Genomic DNA, 17,762 nt, shown 5'->3' with positions numbered 1-17,762 from the left:
ACGCCGCCCAGTCGGCCCTCCTACGGTTTCGGCACCCCCCACCGAACCCGAGGAGATCCCCCATGCCCCACAGACATACGAGAGCCGCGTGCGCCGCGGTGGTGGCGACGGGCGCACTGGTCCTGACCGGGCTCAGCGGACAGGCCGGCGCCCAGGCAGCCGCCACCACGCAGTCGCAGGCGCCGGTGCGGTCGGCCGCCCGGACCCTGCACACCGCCGAGACCTCGGCGGCCGTCCTGAACGCCATGCAGCGCGACCTGGGCATCGACCGGCAGCAGGCCGAGCACCGGCTGGCCAACGAGGCCGAGGCCGGGGCCACCGCGGGCCGGCTGCGCGCCGCCCTCGGCCCGGACTACGCGGGCGCGTGGGTGCACGGCGCGGACTCCGGCAGGCTGAGCGTGGCCACCACCGACGCCGCCGACGCGGCGGCGATCAGGGCAGGGGGCGCCGAGGCGGTCGTGGTCCGCCACTCCCTCGCCTCGCTGGACGCGGCCAAGGCGCGCCTGGACCGCGCCGCCGCCCACCGCGACACACGCGACGCCCCGGCGTGGTACGTCGACGTACCCACCAACACGCTGGTCGTACAGGCCCTGCGGCCCGCCGCGGCCCGTGACCTGCTGGCCGCCGCCGGGGTCGACCCGTCGCTGGCCAAGGTGGTGAAGACGTCCGAGCGGCCCCGCCCGCTGTACGACCTGCGGGGCGGCGACGCGTACTACATCAACGGCAACACGCGCTGCTCGATCGGCTTCCCCATCACCCGGGGCACCCAGCAGGGCTTCGCCTCGGCCGGGCACTGCGGGCAGGCGGGCTCCACCACCACCGGCGCCAACCAGGTGTCGCAGGGCACCTTCCAGGCGTCGATCTTCCCCGGCAACGACATGTCGTGGGTGGCCACCAACTCCAGCTGGACCGCGACGCCGTACGTCAACCAGAACGGCCAGAACCTCCAGGTGACCGGGTCCACGGTGGCGACCGTCGGCTCCTCGGTGTGCCGCTCGGGTTCGACCACCGGCTGGCACTGCGGCACCGTCCAGCAGCTGAACTCCAGCGTGACCTACCAGGAGGGCACCGTCTCCGGTGTCACCCGCACCTCGGTGTGCGCCGAACCCGGTGACTCCGGCGGCTCCTTCATCTCCGGCAGCCAGGCGCAGGGCGTCACCTCGGGCGGCTCCGGGAACTGCTCCAGCGGCGGGACGACCTACTTCCAGCCGATCAACCCCATCCTGTCCAACTACGGCCTCACCCTGAAGACCACCGGTGACGACCCGGGCCCCGGTCCCGGCCCCGGCCCCGGCGACCCCAGCGGCACCTGGGCGGCCGGCACGGTCTACCAGCCCGGCGACACCGTCACCTACGGCGGCTCCACCTACCGCTGCCTCCAGGGCCACCAGGCCCAGCCCGGCTGGGAGCCCCCGAACGTCCCGGCCCTGTGGGCCCAGTCCTGAGCCCGACCCCGGCTCCCGGACCCCACGACAACCACCACCCCACCTGAGCCACTGCCCGCCCGAGGGGGAAAAAGCGGGCCCGGACCACCCAACCCAGGGCGAGTCCGGGCCCGCTCCGGCGTGTGCCGCCACGCTGGGGCACACGCCTCAGGAGTGCTGGACCCTCTGCCCCTCCGGCACCCGGTAGCAGCCCGAGGTGACCTCGACACCGATGCTCGGCACCGCTCGCTTGCTGTGGGCGACTGTCCAGACGCTCACCTTCCGGGGTCGTCGCGTCACCTGCGTCGGGGACCTCCGACCCGGACCCGGCCGACCTGCTCGCGTCACCACCGGGCGACCCGGAGCCGGCATCGTCCGTCATGTCACATCCACTGAGAAGAAGACCGGCCACCACAAGACCGGCCGTAGTGGCGCGCGGGCGGTGCTCCACCGGATCCGGACATGCGGAAGGGCCCGTACGACCGGAGTCGTACGGGCCCTTCCCGTAGCTCAGCTGCTGCTGGTGCTACAGGACCTGGGTCACTTGTTGATCTTGATGACCTGGCCGGCGCCCACCGTGCGGCCACCCTCGCGGATGGCGAACTTCAGGCCCTCTTCCATGGCGACGGGCTGGATGAGCTCCACCGTCATCTCGGTGTTGTCACCCGGCATGACCATCTCGGTGCCCTCGGGGAGGGTCACGACGCCGGTCACGTCCGTCGTACGGAAGTAGAACTGCGGGCGGTAGTTGTTGAAGAACGGCGTGTGGCGGCCACCCTCGTCCTTGGAGAGGATGTAGGCCTGCGCCTCGAACTCGGTGTGCGGGGTGACCGAGCCCGGCTTGATGATGACCTGGCCGCGCTCGACGTCCTCGCGCTTGATGCCACGGAGGAGCAGACCGACGTTCTCACCGGCCTGGCCCTCGTCGAGCAGCTTGCGGAACATCTCGATGCCGGTGACCGTGGTGGTGGTCTTCTCGGTCTTGATGCCGATGATGTCGACGGTCTCGTTGACCTTGAGGACACCACGCTCGATACGGCCGGTGACGACCGTACCGCGACCGGTGATCGTGAAGACGTCCTCGATCGGCATCAGGAACGGCTTGTCGACGTCGCGCTCCGGCTCCGGGATCGCGGTGTCGACGGCGCTCATGAGGTCCAGGACGGACTGGGTCCACTTCGCGTCGCCCTCGAGGGCCTTCAGCGCGGAGACCTTGACGACCGGGACGTCGTCGCCCGGGAACTCGTACTCGGAGAGGAGCTCACGCACCTCGAGCTCGACGAGCTCCAGGATCTCCTCGTCGTCCACCATGTCGGCCTTGTTCAGGGCGACGACGATGTACGGAACGCCGACCTGGCGGGCCAGGAGCACGTGCTCCTTGGTCTGCGGCATCGGGCCGTCGGTCGCGGCGACCACCAGGATCGCGCCGTCCATCTGGGCGGCACCGGTGATCATGTTCTTGATGTAGTCCGCGTGACCCGGGCAGTCGACGTGGGCGTAGTGACGGGTCTCCGTCTGGTACTCGACGTGCGCGATGGAGATGGTGATACCGCGCTGACGCTCCTCGGGCGCCTTGTCGATGTTGTCGAACGCGGTGGCCTCGTTGAGCTCCGGGTACGCGTCGTGCAGCACCTTGGTAATGGCGGCCGTGAGGGTCGTCTTACCGTGGTCGATGTGACCGATGGTGCCGATGTTGACGTGCGGCTTAGTCCGCTCGAACTTCGCCTTCGCCACTGGGGTCCTCCTGTGGAGTGGTTCTGTACGCCTTACTTCATCGGCGCCAGGTGATCTTTGCTGGATGGCCCGGATCCCGGGGGCGTTCCGGCCGGTTCCTGTCGGTTCCGGCGGAATGCCCCACGAGGCTCCGGAGTCAAGCCTACGGGCTGGAACTCGGGAGAGTTACTCGCCCTTGGCCTTCGCGATGATCTCCTCGGCGACGTTCCGCGGAACCTCGGCGTAGGAGTCGAACTGCATCGAGTAGCTTGCGCGACCCGACGTCTTGCTGCGGAGGTCTCCGACGTAGCCGAACATCTCCGAGAGGGGCACGAGACCCTTCACGACGCGGGCACCCGCCCGCTCCTCCATGGCCTGGATCTGGCCACGGCGGGAGTTGATGTCGCCGATGACCTCACCCATGTAGTCCTCGGGCGTGGTGACCTCGACGGCCATCATCGGCTCGAGCAGCACGGGGCTGGCCTTGCGCGCGGCCTCCTTGAAGGCCTGCGAACCGGCGATCTTGAAGGCGAGCTCGGAGGAGTCGACCTCGTGGTAGCCGCCGTCGAGAAGCGTGACGCGGACGCCCGTCATCTCGTAGCCGGCCAGGATGCCGAACTGCATGGCCTCCTGCGCACCGGCGTCGACCGAAGGGATGTACTCCTTCGGGATGCGGCCACCGGTGACCTTGTTCACGAACTCGTACGCCGTGTCACCGCTGTCGATCGGCTCGATCGCGATCTGCACCTTGGCGAACTGACCGGTACCACCGGTCTGCTTCTTGTGGGTGTAGTCCACGCGCTCGACGGCCTTGCGGATCGTCTCGCGGTAGGCGACCTGCGGCTTGCCGACGTTGGCCTCGACCTTGAACTCGCGCTTCATCCGGTCGACGAGCACCTCGAGGTGCAGCTCGCCCATACCGCCGATGACGGTCTGGCCGGTCTCCTCGTTGGTGCTGACCTGGAAGGAGGGGTCCTCCTCCGCGAGCCGCTGGATGGCGACACCCAGCTTCTCCTGGTCACCCTTGGACTTGGGCTCGATCGCGACCTCGATGACCGGCGCCGGGAAGTCCATGGACTCCAGGATCACCGGGTTCTTCTCGTCCGCGAGCGTCTCACCGGTGGTGGTCTGCTTCAGGCCCATGACGGCGACGATGTCGCCGGCGCCCACCGCGTCGATCTCCTCACGCTTGTTGGCGTGCATGCGGTAGATCTTGCCGATGCGCTCCTTGCGGCCCTTGACGGAGTTCAGCACGGCGGTGCCGGACTCCAGGCGGCCGGAGTACACCCGGACGAAGGTGAGCTTGCCCAGGTGCGGGTCGCTCATGATCTTGAACGCGAGGGCCGACAGCGGCTCGTCCTCGGACGGCTTGCGCTTGACGACGACCTCGGGGTCCTTGACGTCGTGGCCCTCGATGGCCTCGACGTCCAGGGGGGTCGGCAGGTAGCGCACGACCGCGTCGAGCAGGGGCTGGACGCCCTTGTTCTTGAACGCGGTGCCGCAGAACACGGGGGTGACCGTGGTCTCGCTGGACTTGCCGGAGGCGATGGTGATGCGGCGGATGGCCGCGTACAGCTGCTCCTCGGTGGGCTCGGTGCCCTCCAGGTACAGCTCCATCAGCTCTTCGTCGTTCTCCGCGACGGCCTCGACCAGCTTGCCGCGCCACTCCTCGGCAGCCTCGGTGTGGGTGTCCGGGATGTCGACGATGTCGTACATCTCGCCCTTGGCCGCCTCGGCGGACCACACGAGCGCCTTCATGCGGACCAGGTCCACGACGCCCTTGAAGTCGGCCTCGGCACCGATCGGCAGCTGCATGACCAGCGGCTGCGCGCCCAGGCGGTCGCTGATCATGTCGACGCAGCGGTGGAACTCGGCGCCGGTGCGGTCCAGCTTGTTGACGAAGCAGATGCGCGGCACGCCGTAGCGGTCGGCCTGACGCCACACCGTCTCGGACTGCGGCTCGACACCGGCGACACCGTCGAACACCGTCACGGCACCGTCGAGCACGCGCAGGGAGCGCTCCACCTCTACGGTGAAGTCGACGTGCCCGGGGGTGTCGATGATGTTGATGGTGTAGTCGTTGTCTTCGAGCGGCCAGTGACAGGTGGTCGCAGCAGACGTGATCGTGATGCCACGCTCCTGCTCCTGCTCCATCCAGTCCATGGTGGCGGCGCCGTCGTGGACCTCACCGATCTTGTACGACACGCCGGTGTAGAACAGGATCCGCTCGGTGGTGGTCGTCTTGCCCGCGTCGATGTGGGCCATGATCCCGATGTTGCGGACCTTGGCCAGGTCAAGTGAAGTGGTAGCCATAAGGCTTCAGTCTTCTCTCGGTCTCGATGTGGGTAGCGACTACCAGCGGTAGTGCGCGAAGGCCTTGTTGGACTCGGCCATCTTGTGCGTGTCCTCGCGCTTCTTGACGGCCGCACCGAGGCCGTTCGAAGCGTCGAGAAGCTCGTTGAGCAGACGCTCGGTCATGGTCTTCTCGCGACGGGCGCGGGAGTAACCGACCAGCCAGCGCAGCGCGAGCGTGTTGGCGCGACCGGGCTTGACCTCGATCGGAACCTGGTACGTCGCACCACCGACACGGCGGGACTTGACCTCAAGGGTCGGCTTGATGTTCTCCAGCGCACGCTTCAGCGTGATGATCGGGTCGTTGCCCGTCTTCTCACGCAGACCCTCCATGGCGCCGTAGACGATGCGCTCGGCGGTGGAGCGCTTGCCGTTCAGCAGCACCTTGTTGATCAGCGACGTGACCAGAGGAGAACCGTAGACCGGGTCGATGATGACCGGGCGCTTCGGGGCGGGGCCCTTACGAGGCATTCTTACTTCTCCTTCTTGGCGCCGTAACGGCTGCGGGCCTGCTTGCGGTTCTTGACACCCTGGGTGTCGAGCGAGCCGCGGATGATCTTGTAGCGAACACCCGGCAGGTCCTTCACACGGCCGCCGCGCACGAGCACGATGGAGTGCTCCTGCAGGTTGTGTCCCTCACCCGGAATGTAAGCGGTGACCTCGATGCCACTGGTCAGACGCACACGCGCGACCTTACGCAGGGCCGAGTTCGGCTTCTTCGGGGTGGTCGTGAACACACGCGTGCAGACGCCACGGCGCTGGGGCGAACCCTCGAGTGCCGGCGTCTTGTTCTTCTCGACCTTGTCCTGCCGGCCCTTGCGGACCAGCTGCTGGATCGTAGGCACTACTTCTCCGGTTTCTGTGTGCCGATAGGTACAGCTAACCTGGAACATCGCCGACCCACGCGGTCGGGTGTGTCGGATCGCGCGGACTTCCGCCGCGAGGCAGAAGGAAGCGCGGATCGCGGTGGCCTTGTGACGGCTCCCTGGCGGTTGTAGGCACGCACGAGAGCCAGGGCACACCCCAGGCACAAGGTCTGAGCGTACCTATCGCATTCGCTGCGGTCAAAACAAATGCGCGTGACCGGCGCTCCCGCCGGTTCTCTACCACTTTGTTCCACTTCGCGCCAGCGCCCGGTCGCGTGGTGTTCACGGCTCCGCACGGGTGCGCGAGCGGGGGACCGAGCGGGGAGCAGGGGACTGCTCCCCCGTGCTGTCCCCCGCGCCGTCCCCCGTGTCGTGCCCCACGTAGTACGAGGGCCGGTTCTGCACCGCGGTGTAGATCCGGGCGACGTACTCGCCGAGCAGGCCCACGCACACCAGCTGCACCGCCCCGATGAAGACCACCGCGGTGAGCAGCGAGGTCCAGCCGGGCACGGTGTGCCCCAGCGCGTACCCGGTGAAGGTGTACACCAGCAGCCCCAGGCAGACGACGAACGCTCCCCCGCCCAGCCAGGTGGCCAGCCGCAGCGGCGCCGCCGAGAAGCCGGTGATGCTGTCGGCGGCGAGCAGGATCATCCGCCCGAGCGGATACTTGGTCCGGCCGGCCGAGCGCAGCTCGCGCTCGTAGCGCACCTGGCCGCTGGGGAAGCCCAGCCACGGCACCAGCAGCCGGTAGACCCGCTGCTGGTCGGGCAGGGCCTTCAGGGCGTCCACGGCGGCCCGGCTGAGCAGCCGGAAGTCCCCGGCGTGCGCGGGCACCGAAGGCCCCGCCAGGCGCCGCAGCAGCCGGTAGTAGCCGCCCGCGGTCCAGCGCTTGAAGGCGCTGTCGCTGCTGCGGTCGGCCCGGACGCCGTAGACGACGTCGAGCCCCTGCCCGCGGGCGAGCGCGAGCATCTCGGGGATCTTCTCGGGCGGGTCCTGGCAGTCGGCGTCCAGGCTCACCACGTACGCGCCCGCCGCCCGGTCGAGCCCCGCGGTGAGGGCGGCCTGGTGCCCGGAGTTGCGGCGCAGGCCGATCACCCGCAGCTCGGGCCAGCCGAGCCGGAAGGCGGCGAGCAGTTCGGCGGTGCGGTCGCGGCTGCCGTCGTCGACGGCGACGACCTCGTAGCCGGCGCCGAGGCCGTCCAGGACCGGGCGCAGCCGGTTGACCAGCGCGGGCAGCGCCTCTTCCTCGTTGTACATGGGTATGACGACCGACAGCACGGTCGTCCCGTGCGTGCCGTCCACCTCTTGTGCCACCCGGGCCTCCCCTCGGCCCGCGCCGATGTGCGACCGTGGTGCGATCTTATGACAGTCGGTTCACAGGCCCCCGGCCCCGCGCGACCGCGCCGGGCGGACGCGGCCGGGACCGGGGGACCGAGGGGAAACACACGGGCATGAGTACGGGTTCGGACAACGCGGTGACCGGCACCCCGGCGGATGCCGCGCAGGACGCCCAGGAACCGCCCGCCCGGCCGCCCCGGGACCCCGGGCGCACGGCCGGGCCCGGGTGGTTCGACCCGGACGCGCTGCGCGCCGCCGCCCGCCCCTACCTGCCCCCGCTCCTCCTGTACGGCGTGGCCAAGCTCACCGGCCTCGCCGTCTTCGCCTGGCTGCTGGAGCACGCCGGGGACTACCACAAGAAGGAGCCCCGCTTCGGCGGCGGCGCCCACTGGTGGGACGTCCTGTCCACCTGGGACGGCTGGTGGTACCTCCAGGTCGCCCAGCACGGCTACGACCCCAAGCTGGAGCGGCTCGGCGGCGACGGCCTCTTCACCGTCCAGCAGAACTCGGTCGCCTTCTTCCCGCTGTACCCGGCGCTGATACGGATGGTGTCCGCCGTGACCGGCCTCGGCCCGTACGGCGCGGCGATCATGGTCTCGGTCGTGTCGTCGTTCGTGGCCGCCGCCGGGATCTACGCCGTGGTCAAGACGCTGGCCGGGGTCCGCGCCGGCACCGTCGCCGCCGGGCTGTGGGCGGTGGCGCCGGGCGCGGGCGTGGAGTGGGCGGTCTACTCCGAGTCGGTGTTCGTCGCGCTCGCCGCCTGGTGCTGCTACGCCGTGATGACCAGGCGCTGGATCACGGCCGGACTGCTCGCCTGCGTGGCCGGGCTGAACCGGCCCACCTCCGCGGTGCTGATCGGCGCGGTCGGCCTGGCCGCGCTGGTGACGCTGGCACGCCGCGACAGCCGGCGCGAGCACGGCGTGGGCGGCCCCCTGTACGCGATCCTCGTCGCCCCGCTCGGCCTGCTCGGCTATGTGGCCTGGGTCGGGTACGCCACCGGCGAGCCCACCGCCTACTTCACCCTCCAGCGCGAGGGCTGGGCCCACTACTTCGACTACGGCGCCTACACCCTGCGCGTCCTGAAGAACCTGGCCGTCGGCCACCACGACTACGTCTTCGCCTTCGACGTCCCCGACGTGCTCTCGCTCCAGCTGGTGCTGGCCCTGCCGTTCCTGATCGCCCTGATGCTGCGCAAGCGGCCCCCGCTGGTGCTCGTCGCCTACACCCTGGCCACGCTCGTCACCGTGCTGGGCACCCAGCAGATGTTCGGCAACACCATGCGCTACCTGCTGCCCGCCTTCCCGCTGCTGCTCGCCCCGGCCGCCGCGCTGGGCCGCCTGAGGAACGGCAGCCTCGCGGTCTTCTTCGCCACGGCGGCCCTGGCCTCCGGCTGGTACGCCCACTACGTCATCTTCGAGCTGGGCGTCCCGTAGACCACCCGGCTCCCCCGCGACGCCGAAGGGCGGCCACCCCACCGGGGTGACCGCCCTTCATGCTGCTGCTCGCTTACTGGTTGTACGGACCGTAGTCGTAGTCCTCCAGCGGAACGGCCTGGCCGGAGCCGGTGCCGAACGGCGAGTAGTCGATGTCGTCGTAGCCGACGGCCGAGTACATCGCGGCCTTGGCCTCCTCGGTCGGCTCCACCCGGATGTTGCGGTAACGGGACAGACCCGTACCGGCCGGGATGAGCTTACCGATGATGACGTTCTCCTTGAGGCCGATGAGGCTGTCGGACTTGGCGTTGATCGCCGCGTCCGTCAGCACTCGGGTCGTCTCCTGGAAGGAGGCGGCCGACAGCCAGGACTCCGTCGCCAGCGAGGCCTTGGTGATACCCATCAGCTGCGGACGGCCGGAGGCCGGGTGTCCGCTCTCCTGGACCACACGACGGTTCTCCTGCTCGAACTTCGAGCGCTCGACCAGCTCGCCGGGCAGCAGCTCGGCGTCGCCGGACTCGATGATCGTCACCCGGCGGAGCATCTGCCGGATGATGATCTCGATGTGCTTGTCGTGGATCGACACACCCTGCGAGTTGTAGACCTTCTGGACCTCGCCGACCAGGTGGACCTGGACGGCACGCTGACCCAGGATGCGCAGCACGTCGTGCGGGTTGGTGGCACCCACGGTGAGCTTCTGGCCCACCTCGACGTGGTCGCCCTCGCCGACCAGCAGACGGGCGCGCTTCGAGATCGGGTACGCCGTCTCGTCGCTGCCGTCGTCCGGGGTGACGACGATCTTCTTGGTCTTCTCGGTCTCCTCGATCCGGATGCGGCCGGAGGCCTCGGAGATCGGGGCGACACCCTTCGGCGTACGGGCCTCGAAGAGCTCGACGACACGGGGCAGACCCTGGGTGATGTCGTCACCGGCCACACCACCGGTGTGGAAGGTACGCATCGTCAGCTGGGTACCGGGCTCACCGATGGACTGGGCGGCGATGATGCCGACCGCCTCACCGATGTCGACCAGCTTGCCGGTGGCCAGCGAACGGCCGTAGCACATGGCGCAGGTGCCGACGGCGGACTCGCAGGTCAGGACCGAGCGGGTCTTGACCTCCTCGACGCCGTGCTTGACCAGCTCGTCGATGAGCACGTCACCGAGGTCGGTACCGGCCGGGGCCAGCACCTTGCCGTCGACGACGATGTCCTCGGCGAGGCAGCGCGCGTACACGGACGTCTCGACGTCCTCCGCCTTGCGCAGCACGCCGTCCGCGTCGCGGGACGCGATGTGCAGCTTGAGGCCGCGGTCGGTGCCGCAGTCCTCCTCGCGGATGATGACGTCCTGCGAGACGTCCACCAGACGACGGGTGAGGTAACCCGAGTCGGCGGTACGCAGGGCGGTGTCCGCCAGACCCTTACGGGCACCGTGCGTGGAGATGAAGTACTCCAGCACGGACAGGCCCTCACGGAACGACGCCTTGATCGGACGCGGGATCGTCTCGTTCTTCGCGTTCGACACCAGACCACGCATACCGGCGATCTGACGCATCTGCATCATGTTGCCTCGTGCACCCGAGTTCACCATCATGAAGATCGGGTTGGTCTTCGGGAAGTTCTCGTTCATCGCCTCGGCGACCTCGTTGGTCGCCTGGGTCCAGATCTGGATGAGCTCCTGCGTGCGCTCTTCCTTGGTGATCAGACCGCGCTCGTACTGCTTCTGGACCTTCTCGTCCTTGGCTTCGTACCCGGCGACGATCTCCTTCTTCGCGTCGGGGACGACGACGTCGGAGATGGCGACGGTGACACCGGAGCGGGTGGCCCAGAAGAAGCCGGACGCCTTCAGGTTGTCGAGCGTCGCCGCCACGATGACCTTCGGGTAGCGCTCGGCGAGGTCGTTGACGATCTCCGAGAGCTGCTTCTTGCCGACCTCGTAGTCGACGAACGGGTAGTCCTCGGGCAGCAGCTCGTTGAAGAGCGCGCGGCCCAGGGTGGTCCGCAGCCGGAAGCTGTCACCCTGCTGCCACACCCGCTCCCCGACGCCCTCGTCGCCTTCCTCGCGGGCCGGCGGGGTCCAGCCGCGCGGCGGGATGGTGCCCACCGGGAAGCGGATGTCCACGCGCGACTGGAGCGAGAGCTCACCGGCGTCGAACGCCATGATCGCCTCGGCCACGGACGCGAAGGAGCGGTCCTCGCCCTTCACGTTCCGCATCTCGCCGTCGGTGGTGAGGAAGAACAGACCGAGGACCATGTCCTGGGTCGGCATCGTCACCGGACGGCCGTCGGCCGGCTTGAGGATGTTGTTCGAGGACAGCATCAGGATGCGGGCCTCGGCCTGCGCCTCCGCGGACAGCGGCAGGTGCACGGCCATCTGGTCACCGTCGAAGTCCGCGTTGAACGCGGTGCACACGAGCGGGTGGATCTGGATGGCCTTGCCCTCGACCAGCTGCGGCTCGAAGGCCTGGATGCCGAGGCGGTGCAGGGTGGGAGCACGGTTGAGCAGCACCGGGTGCTCGGCGATGACCTCTTCGAGGACGTCGTACACGACGGTGCGGCCGCGCTCCACCATGCGCTTGGCGGACTTGATGTTCTGCGCGTGGTTCAGGTCCACCAGGCGCTTCATCACGAACGGCTTGAACAGCTCCAGCGCCATCGCCTTGGGCAGACCGCACTGGTGCAGCTTGAGCTGCGGGCCGACGACGATGACGGAACGCGCCGAGTAGTCGACTCGCTTGCCGAGCAGGTTCTGGCGGAAGCGGCCCTGCTTGCCCTTGAGCATGTCGGACAGCGACTTCAGCGGACGGTTGCCGGGGCCCGTGACCGGGCGGCCGCGGCGGCCGTTGTCGAAGAGCGCGTCGACGGCCTCCTGGAGCATGCGCTTCTCGTTGTTCACGATGATCTCGGGCGCGCCGAGGTCGAGAAGCCGCTTCAGGCGGTTGTTGCGGTTGATGACACGGCGGTACAGGTCGTTCAGGTCGGAGGTCGCGAAGCGGCCACCGTCCAGCTGCACCATCGGACGCAGGTCCGGCGGGATGACCGGCACGCAGTCCAGCACCATGCCCTTGGGGCTGTTGCTGGTCTGCAGGAACGCGGAGACGACCTTGAGGCGCTTGAGCGCACGGGTCTTCTTCTGGCCCTTGCCGGTGCGGATGATCTCGCGGAGCTTCTCGGCCTCCTCGTCGAGGTCGAAGGACTCCAGGCGCTTCTGCAGCGCCGCGGCACCCATCGAGCCGTCGAAGTAGGTGCCGAAGCGGTCGCGCAGCTCGCGGTAGAGGAGCTCGTCGCCCTCCAGGTCCTGGACCTTGAGGTTCTTGAACCGGGTCCAGACCTCGTCGAGGCGGTCGATCTCGCGCTGCGCGCGGTCGCGCAGCTGCTTCATCTCGCGCTCGGCGCCCTCGCGCACCTTGCGGCGCACATCGGCCTTGGCGCCCTCGGCCTCCAGCTCGGCCAGGTCGGTCTCGAGCTTCTTGGCGCGGGCCTCCAGGTCGGCGTCGCGGCGGTTCTCGATCTGCTGGCGCTCGACGGAGACGTGCGCCTCCAGCGAGGGCAGGTCGCGGGTGCGGCGCTCCTCGTCGACGTACGTGATCATGTACGCCGCGAAGTAGATGACCTTCTCCAGGTCCTTCGGGGCGAGGTCGAGCAGGTAGCCCAGCCGCGACGGGACGCCCTTGAAGTACCAGATGTGGGTGACGGGGGCGGCCAGCTCGATGTGGCCCATCCGCTCACGGCGCACCTTGGCACGCGTGACCTCGACGCCACAGCGCTCGCAGATGATGCCCTTGAAGCGGACGCGCTTGTACTTGCCGCAGTAGCACTCCCAGTCCCGGGTGGGACCGAAGATCTTCTCGCAGAAGAGCCCGTCCTTTTCCGGCTTGAGGGTGCGGTAGTTGATGGTCTCGGGCTTCTTGACCTCGCCGTGGCTCCACTGACGGATGTCGTCAGCGGTGGCCAGGCCGATCCGGAGCTCGTCGAAGAAGTTGACGTCGAGCACTATGCGTCAATCCCTCTCAGGGTCGTAAGTCTGTGGTCTGAAACGGGGGCCTGGGGGTCGGCGGGGGCCTCACACGGCGGTGGGGCCCCTACCGGACTCCCGTCAGACCTCTTCGACGCTGCTCGGCTCGCGCCGGGACAGGTCGATGCCGAGCTCCTCCGCGGCGCGGAAGACATCCTCGTCGGTGTCACGCATCTCGATGGACATACCGTCGCTGGACAGCACCTCCACGTTCAGGCAGAGCGACTGCATCTCCTTGATGAGCACCTTGAAGGACTCGGGGATGCCGGGCTCAGGGATGTTCTCGCCCTTGACGATGGCCTCGTAGACCTTCACGCGGCCGGTGACGTCGTCGGACTTGATGGTCAGCAGCTCCTGGAGGGCGTAGGCGGCGCCGTACGCCTCAAGGGCCCACACCTCCATCTCGCCGAACCGCTGGCCACCGAACTGGGCCTTACCACCCAGCGGCTGCTGGGTGATCATGGAGTACGGGCCGGTCGAACGGGCGTGCAGCTTGTCGTCGACCAGGTGGTGCAGCTTCAGGATGTACATGTAGCCGACCGAGATCGGGTCCGGGAACGGCTCACCGCTGCGGCCGTCGAACAGCCGCGCCTTGCCGGTCGGGAGCACCATGCGCTCGCCGTCCCGGTTCGGGATGGTGTGCTGGAGCAGACCCGCCAGCTCGTCCTCCCGGGCACCGTCGAAGACCGGGGTCGCGACGTTGGTGCCGGGGTCGACCTGGTCGGCGCCGATCGCCTGGAGGCGCTGCGCCCACTCCTCCGCCAGGCCGGAGACGTCCCAGCCGCGGCTGGCGAGCCAGCCGAGGTGGATCTCCAGGACCTGTCCCGGGTTCATCCGGGACGGGACACCCAGCGGGTTGAGGATGATGTCGACCGGGGTGCCGTCCTCCAGGAACGGCATGTCCTCGATCGGGTTGATCTTGGAGATGACGCCCTTGTTGCCGTGGCGGCCGGCGAGCTTGTCACCATCGGTGATCTTGCGCTTCTGCGCGACGTAGACGCGGACCAGCTGGTTCACGCCCGGCGGCAGCTCGTCGCCCTCCTCGCGGTCGAAGAGGCGGACACCGATGACCTTGCCGATCTCGCCGTGCGGCACCTTCAGCGAGGTGTCGCGGACCTCACGGGCCTTCTCGCCGAAGATCGCGCGCAGCAGCCGCTCCTCCGGGGTCAGCTCGGTCTCGCCCTTGGGCGTGACCTTGCCGACCAGGATGTCGCCGGCGACGACCTCGGCACCGATGCGGATGATGCCGCGCTCGTCGAGGTCGGCGAGGACCTCCTCGGAGACGTTCGGGATGTCCCGGGTGATCTCCTCGGGGCCGAGCTTGGTGTCACGGGCGTCGACCTCGTGCTCCTCGATGTGGATCGAGGAGAGGACGTCGTCCTGCACGAGGCGCTGCGACAGGATGATCGCGTCCTCGTAGTTGTGGCCCTCCCACGGCATGAACGCGACCAGCAGGTTCTTGCCGAGCGCCATCTCGCCGTTCTCGGTGGCCGGACCGTCGGCGAGGACCTGGCCCTCGATGATCCGGTCGCCCTCGTTGACGATGACCTTCTGGTTGACCGAGGTGCCCTGGTTGGAGCGGGAGAACTTGTGCAGGCGGTACGTGATGTACGTGCCGTCGTCGTTGGCGGTGGTGATGTAGTCGGCGGAGACCTCCTGCACCACACCGGCCTTCTCGGCCTTGACGACGTCACCGGCGTCGACGGCGGAGCGGTACTCCATGCCGGTGCCGACGAGCGGGGCCTCGCTCTTGATGAGCGGCACGGCCTGGCGCATCATGTTCGCGCCCATGAGGGCGCGGTTGGCGTCGTCGTGCTCCAGGAACGGGATCATGGCGGTCGCGACCGACACCATCTGGCGCGGCGAGACGTCCATGTAGTCGACGTCGTCACCGGCGACGTAGTCGACCTCGCCGCCGCGGCGGCGGACCAGGACGCGGTTCTCGGAGAAGCGCATGTCGTCGTTGAGGCCGGCGTTGGCCTGCGCGATGACGAAGCGGTCCTCCTCGTCGGCGGTCAGGTAGTCGACCTCGTCGGTGACCTGGCCGTCGACGACCTTGCGGTACGGGGTCTCGACGAAACCGAACGCGTTGACCCGGCCGTAGGAGGCGAGCGAGCCGATCAGACCGATGTTCGGGCCTTCGGGCGTCTCGATCGGGCACATGCGGCCGTAGTGCGAGGGGTGCACGTCACGGACCTCGAAGCCGGCCCGCTCACGGGAGAGACCACCCGGGCCCAGCGCCGACAGACGGCGCTTGTGGGTGAGACCCGACAGCGGGTTGTTCTGGTCCATGAACTGCGACAGCTGGCTGGTGCCGAAGAACTCCTTGATGGAGGCGACGACCGGCCGGATGTTGATCAGGGTCTGCGGCGTGATCGCCTCGACGTCCTGGGTGGTCATGCGCTCGCGCACGACGCGCTCCATACGGGCGAGACCCGTACGGACCTGGTTCTGGATCAGCTCGCCGACGCTGCGCAGACGGCGGTTGCCGAAGTGGTCGATGTCGTCGGTCTCGACGACGATCGTGCCGCCGTTGTCCCCGGCGGTCTCGGTCTCACCGGCGTGCAGCTTCACCAGGTACTTGATCGTCGAGAGGATGTCCTCGACGGTCAGGATGCCGGCGTCCAGCGGCGCGTCCGCGCCCAGCTTCTTGTTGACCTTGTAGCGGCCGACCTTGGCGAGGTCGTAGCGCTTGGGGTTGAAGTACAGGTTCTCCAGCAGCGTCTGCGCGGCCTCGCGCGTGGGGGGCTCGCCCGGTCGCAGCTTGCGGTAGATGTCGAGCAGCGCGTCGTCCTGGCCCTGGGTGTGGTCCTTCTCCAGGGTGGCGCGCATCGACTCGTACTCGCCGAACTCCTCGAGGATCTGCTCGTTGGTCCAGCCGAGCGCCTTCAGCAGTACGGTGACCGACTGCTTGCGCTTGCGGTCGATGCGGACACCGACCATGTCGCGCTTGTCGATCTCCATCTCCAGCCAGGCACCCCGGGACGGGATGATCTTGGCGGAGAAGATGTCCTTGTCGGACGTCTTGTCGATGCTCGAGTCGAAGTAGACACCGGGCGAGCGGACCAGCTGGGAGACGACGACACGCTCGGTGCCGTTGATGACGAAGGTGCCCTTGTTCGTCATGAGCGGGAAGTCGCCCATGAAGACGGTCTGGGACTTGATCTCGCCGGTCTCGTTGTTGGTGAACTCGGCCGTGACGAAGAGCGGGGCGGCGTACGTGAAGTCGCGCTCCTTGCACTCGTCGATGCTGTTCTTCGGCGGCTCGAAGCGGTGGTCGCGGAACGTCAGCGACATCGACCCGGAGAAGTCCTCGATCGGGGAGATCTCCTCGAAGATCTCCTCGAGGCCGGACTTGGTGGGGACGTCCTGACCGGATTCCAGAGCCGCCTCGACGCGAGCCTTCCACGCGTCGTTGCCGAGCAGCCAGTCGAAGCTCTCGGTTTGCAGCGCGAGAAGGTTCGGAACCTCGAGGGGCTCCTTGATCTTTGCAAAGGAGATGCGCAGCGGGGCGGTGCTGGCAGCGTTGTTCGTATTCGCGGTCGAGGCATTGCGCGAGGCGGCCAAGAGGGGGTCCTTCCGAGGGCTCGGACTCACTACGCGCGTACCGGCCCCTCTCTCGGACAACGGGACGGACGGTCCCCGACAGGGCCGTCAGGCCAGGTCAGGTGCGGTCCGGTCGTCGATGCTCGGGGGAGGGCATGCCCCTGGTGACGGGCAGGGGACAGCTAACAGGCAGCGCAAAGGGTCAGTGTAGCCACTTGGCCCACTGATGTCCAGTGCCGGGTTTTGGGAACCCTCGTTGTCGTCACCGCCTACGGCCTGTCACCCTCAACGCACGTTGATACTGCCCTCTTCGCCGTCGATCCATGCCTCGGATTCGGATCGTTGTGACGACGCGTCCTGAGAATTGCGCGCTGCGTGCGGTTCGTCAAGGCCCCCCTACCCGAACCGGATGCTGCCATCGTCACTCGCGGCCTGTCTCCGGGGGCCTCTCGAGGCCGAACGAAGATCACCATACCCCTCCCGGTCTCGGGTGCAAGGCCGCCACAGCCACCCCCGGGAACGCCGAAGAGCGACCACCCGGATGGATGATCGCTCTTCGGTGCGTTCGCGTTACAGCCCTTTCGGGCCGTGTTCAGCTCGCGCGGGAGAGTCCTGCCCGATCAGCAGAGACTCGTGAGGTCACTTGACCTCGACGGAGGCGCCGGCGCCCTCGAGGGACTCCTTGGCCTTCTCCGCGGCGTCCTTGGCGACCTTCTCCAGAACCGGCTTCGGCGCACCGTCGACCAGGTCCTTGGCCTCCTTCAGGCCGAGGGAGGTCAGCTCACGCACGACCTTGATGACCTGGATCTTCTTGTCGCCGGCACCCGTGAGGATGACGTCGAACTCGTCCTGCTCCTCGGCGGCCTCGACGGCGGCGGCCGGACCGGCCGGGCCGGCCACGGCGACCGCGGCGGCGGCGGTGACGTCGAACTTGTCCTCGAAGGCCTTCACGAACTCGGAGAGCTCGATGAGGGTCATCTCCTCGAACTGCGCGAGCAGGTCTTCCTGGCTGAGCTTCGCCATGATGGGCGATCCTTCCACTAATTCGGCAGGTGCCGGATGTACTGGGTGTGGCGGGCGT

Annotated in this window: 10 protein-coding genes; 2 read left to right on the top strand and 8 right to left on the bottom strand. The window is 68.3% G+C overall.

Going from position 1 to position 17,762, the window contains the following annotated elements:
* The first annotated feature begins 62 nt into the window (after positions 1 to 62).
* Positions 63 to 1,445 carry an alpha-lytic protease prodomain-containing protein gene (locus A8713_RS18615; RefSeq protein ID WP_107440662.1) on the top strand — a complete coding sequence of 461 codons (1,383 nt, stop codon included), beginning with the start codon at positions 63 to 65 and terminating at the stop codon, positions 1,443 to 1,445.
* A gap of 519 nt (positions 1,446 to 1,964) precedes the next feature.
* Here A8713_RS18615 and tuf read toward each other — a convergent pair.
* The 5 genes from tuf to A8713_RS18590 form a co-directional block, all read right to left on the bottom strand.
* On the bottom strand, positions 1,965 to 3,158 hold the full coding sequence (tuf, locus tag A8713_RS18610; RefSeq protein ID WP_018564791.1) for an elongation factor Tu: 1,194 nt from the start codon (positions 3,156 to 3,158) through the stop codon (positions 1,965 to 1,967).
* A gap of 165 nt (positions 3,159 to 3,323) precedes the next feature.
* Positions 3,324 to 5,450, bottom strand: a complete 2,127-nt coding sequence (gene fusA, locus A8713_RS18605; protein WP_018564790.1) for an elongation factor G — start codon at positions 5,448 to 5,450, stop codon at positions 3,324 to 3,326.
* A 39-nt stretch (positions 5,451 to 5,489) separates the two neighbouring features.
* Positions 5,490 to 5,960 carry a 30S ribosomal protein S7 gene (gene rpsG, locus A8713_RS18600; protein WP_003992340.1) on the bottom strand — a complete coding sequence of 157 codons (471 nt, stop codon included), beginning with the start codon at positions 5,958 to 5,960 and terminating at the stop codon, positions 5,490 to 5,492.
* 2 nt (positions 5,961 to 5,962) lie between these two features.
* Complete coding sequence (gene rpsL, locus A8713_RS18595) at positions 5,963 to 6,334, bottom strand: 30S ribosomal protein S12 (RefSeq protein ID WP_003948652.1); 372 nt, start codon at positions 6,332 to 6,334, stop codon at positions 5,963 to 5,965.
* Between the two features lie 303 nt (positions 6,335 to 6,637).
* Positions 6,638 to 7,669: a glycosyltransferase family 2 protein gene (locus tag A8713_RS18590; RefSeq protein ID WP_257784412.1), complete on the bottom strand. Its 1,032-nt coding sequence runs from the start codon at positions 7,667 to 7,669 to the stop codon at positions 6,638 to 6,640.
* A 137-nt stretch (positions 7,670 to 7,806) separates the two neighbouring features.
* Between A8713_RS18590 and A8713_RS18585 the strand changes: the two genes are divergently transcribed.
* Entirely contained in the window at positions 7,807 to 9,126 is a 1,320-nt protein-coding gene (locus A8713_RS18585) for a glycosyltransferase family 39 protein (RefSeq protein WP_064534617.1), read from the top strand.
* Between the two features lie 73 nt (positions 9,127 to 9,199).
* On the opposite strand, the gene A8713_RS18580 is transcribed toward A8713_RS18585, so the two are convergent.
* The 3 genes from A8713_RS18580 to rplL form a co-directional block, all read right to left on the bottom strand.
* Complete coding sequence (locus A8713_RS18580) at positions 9,200 to 13,114, bottom strand: DNA-directed RNA polymerase subunit beta' (protein WP_064534615.1); 3,915 nt, start codon at positions 13,112 to 13,114, stop codon at positions 9,200 to 9,202.
* Positions 13,115 to 13,216: 102 nt separating this feature from the next.
* The gene (rpoB, locus tag A8713_RS18575; RefSeq protein ID WP_018564786.1) at positions 13,217 to 16,702 is read right to left on the bottom strand and encodes a DNA-directed RNA polymerase subunit beta; all 3,486 of its coding nucleotides are present in this window, start codon (positions 16,700 to 16,702) and stop codon (positions 13,217 to 13,219) included.
* A gap of 618 nt (positions 16,703 to 17,320) precedes the next feature.
* Entirely contained in the window at positions 17,321 to 17,704 is a 384-nt protein-coding gene (gene rplL, locus A8713_RS18570) for a 50S ribosomal protein L7/L12 (protein ID WP_064534613.1), read from the bottom strand.
* Between the last annotated feature and the right edge of the window lie 58 nt (positions 17,705 to 17,762).

This window comes from Streptomyces sp. SAT1 (genome assembly GCF_001654495.1).
Classification (GTDB): Bacteria; Actinomycetota; Actinomycetes; order Streptomycetales; family Streptomycetaceae; genus Streptomyces; species Streptomyces andamanensis.
The sequence above is the reverse complement of the archived record's forward strand: the minus strand, read 5'-3'. Positions and strand labels throughout refer to the sequence as shown.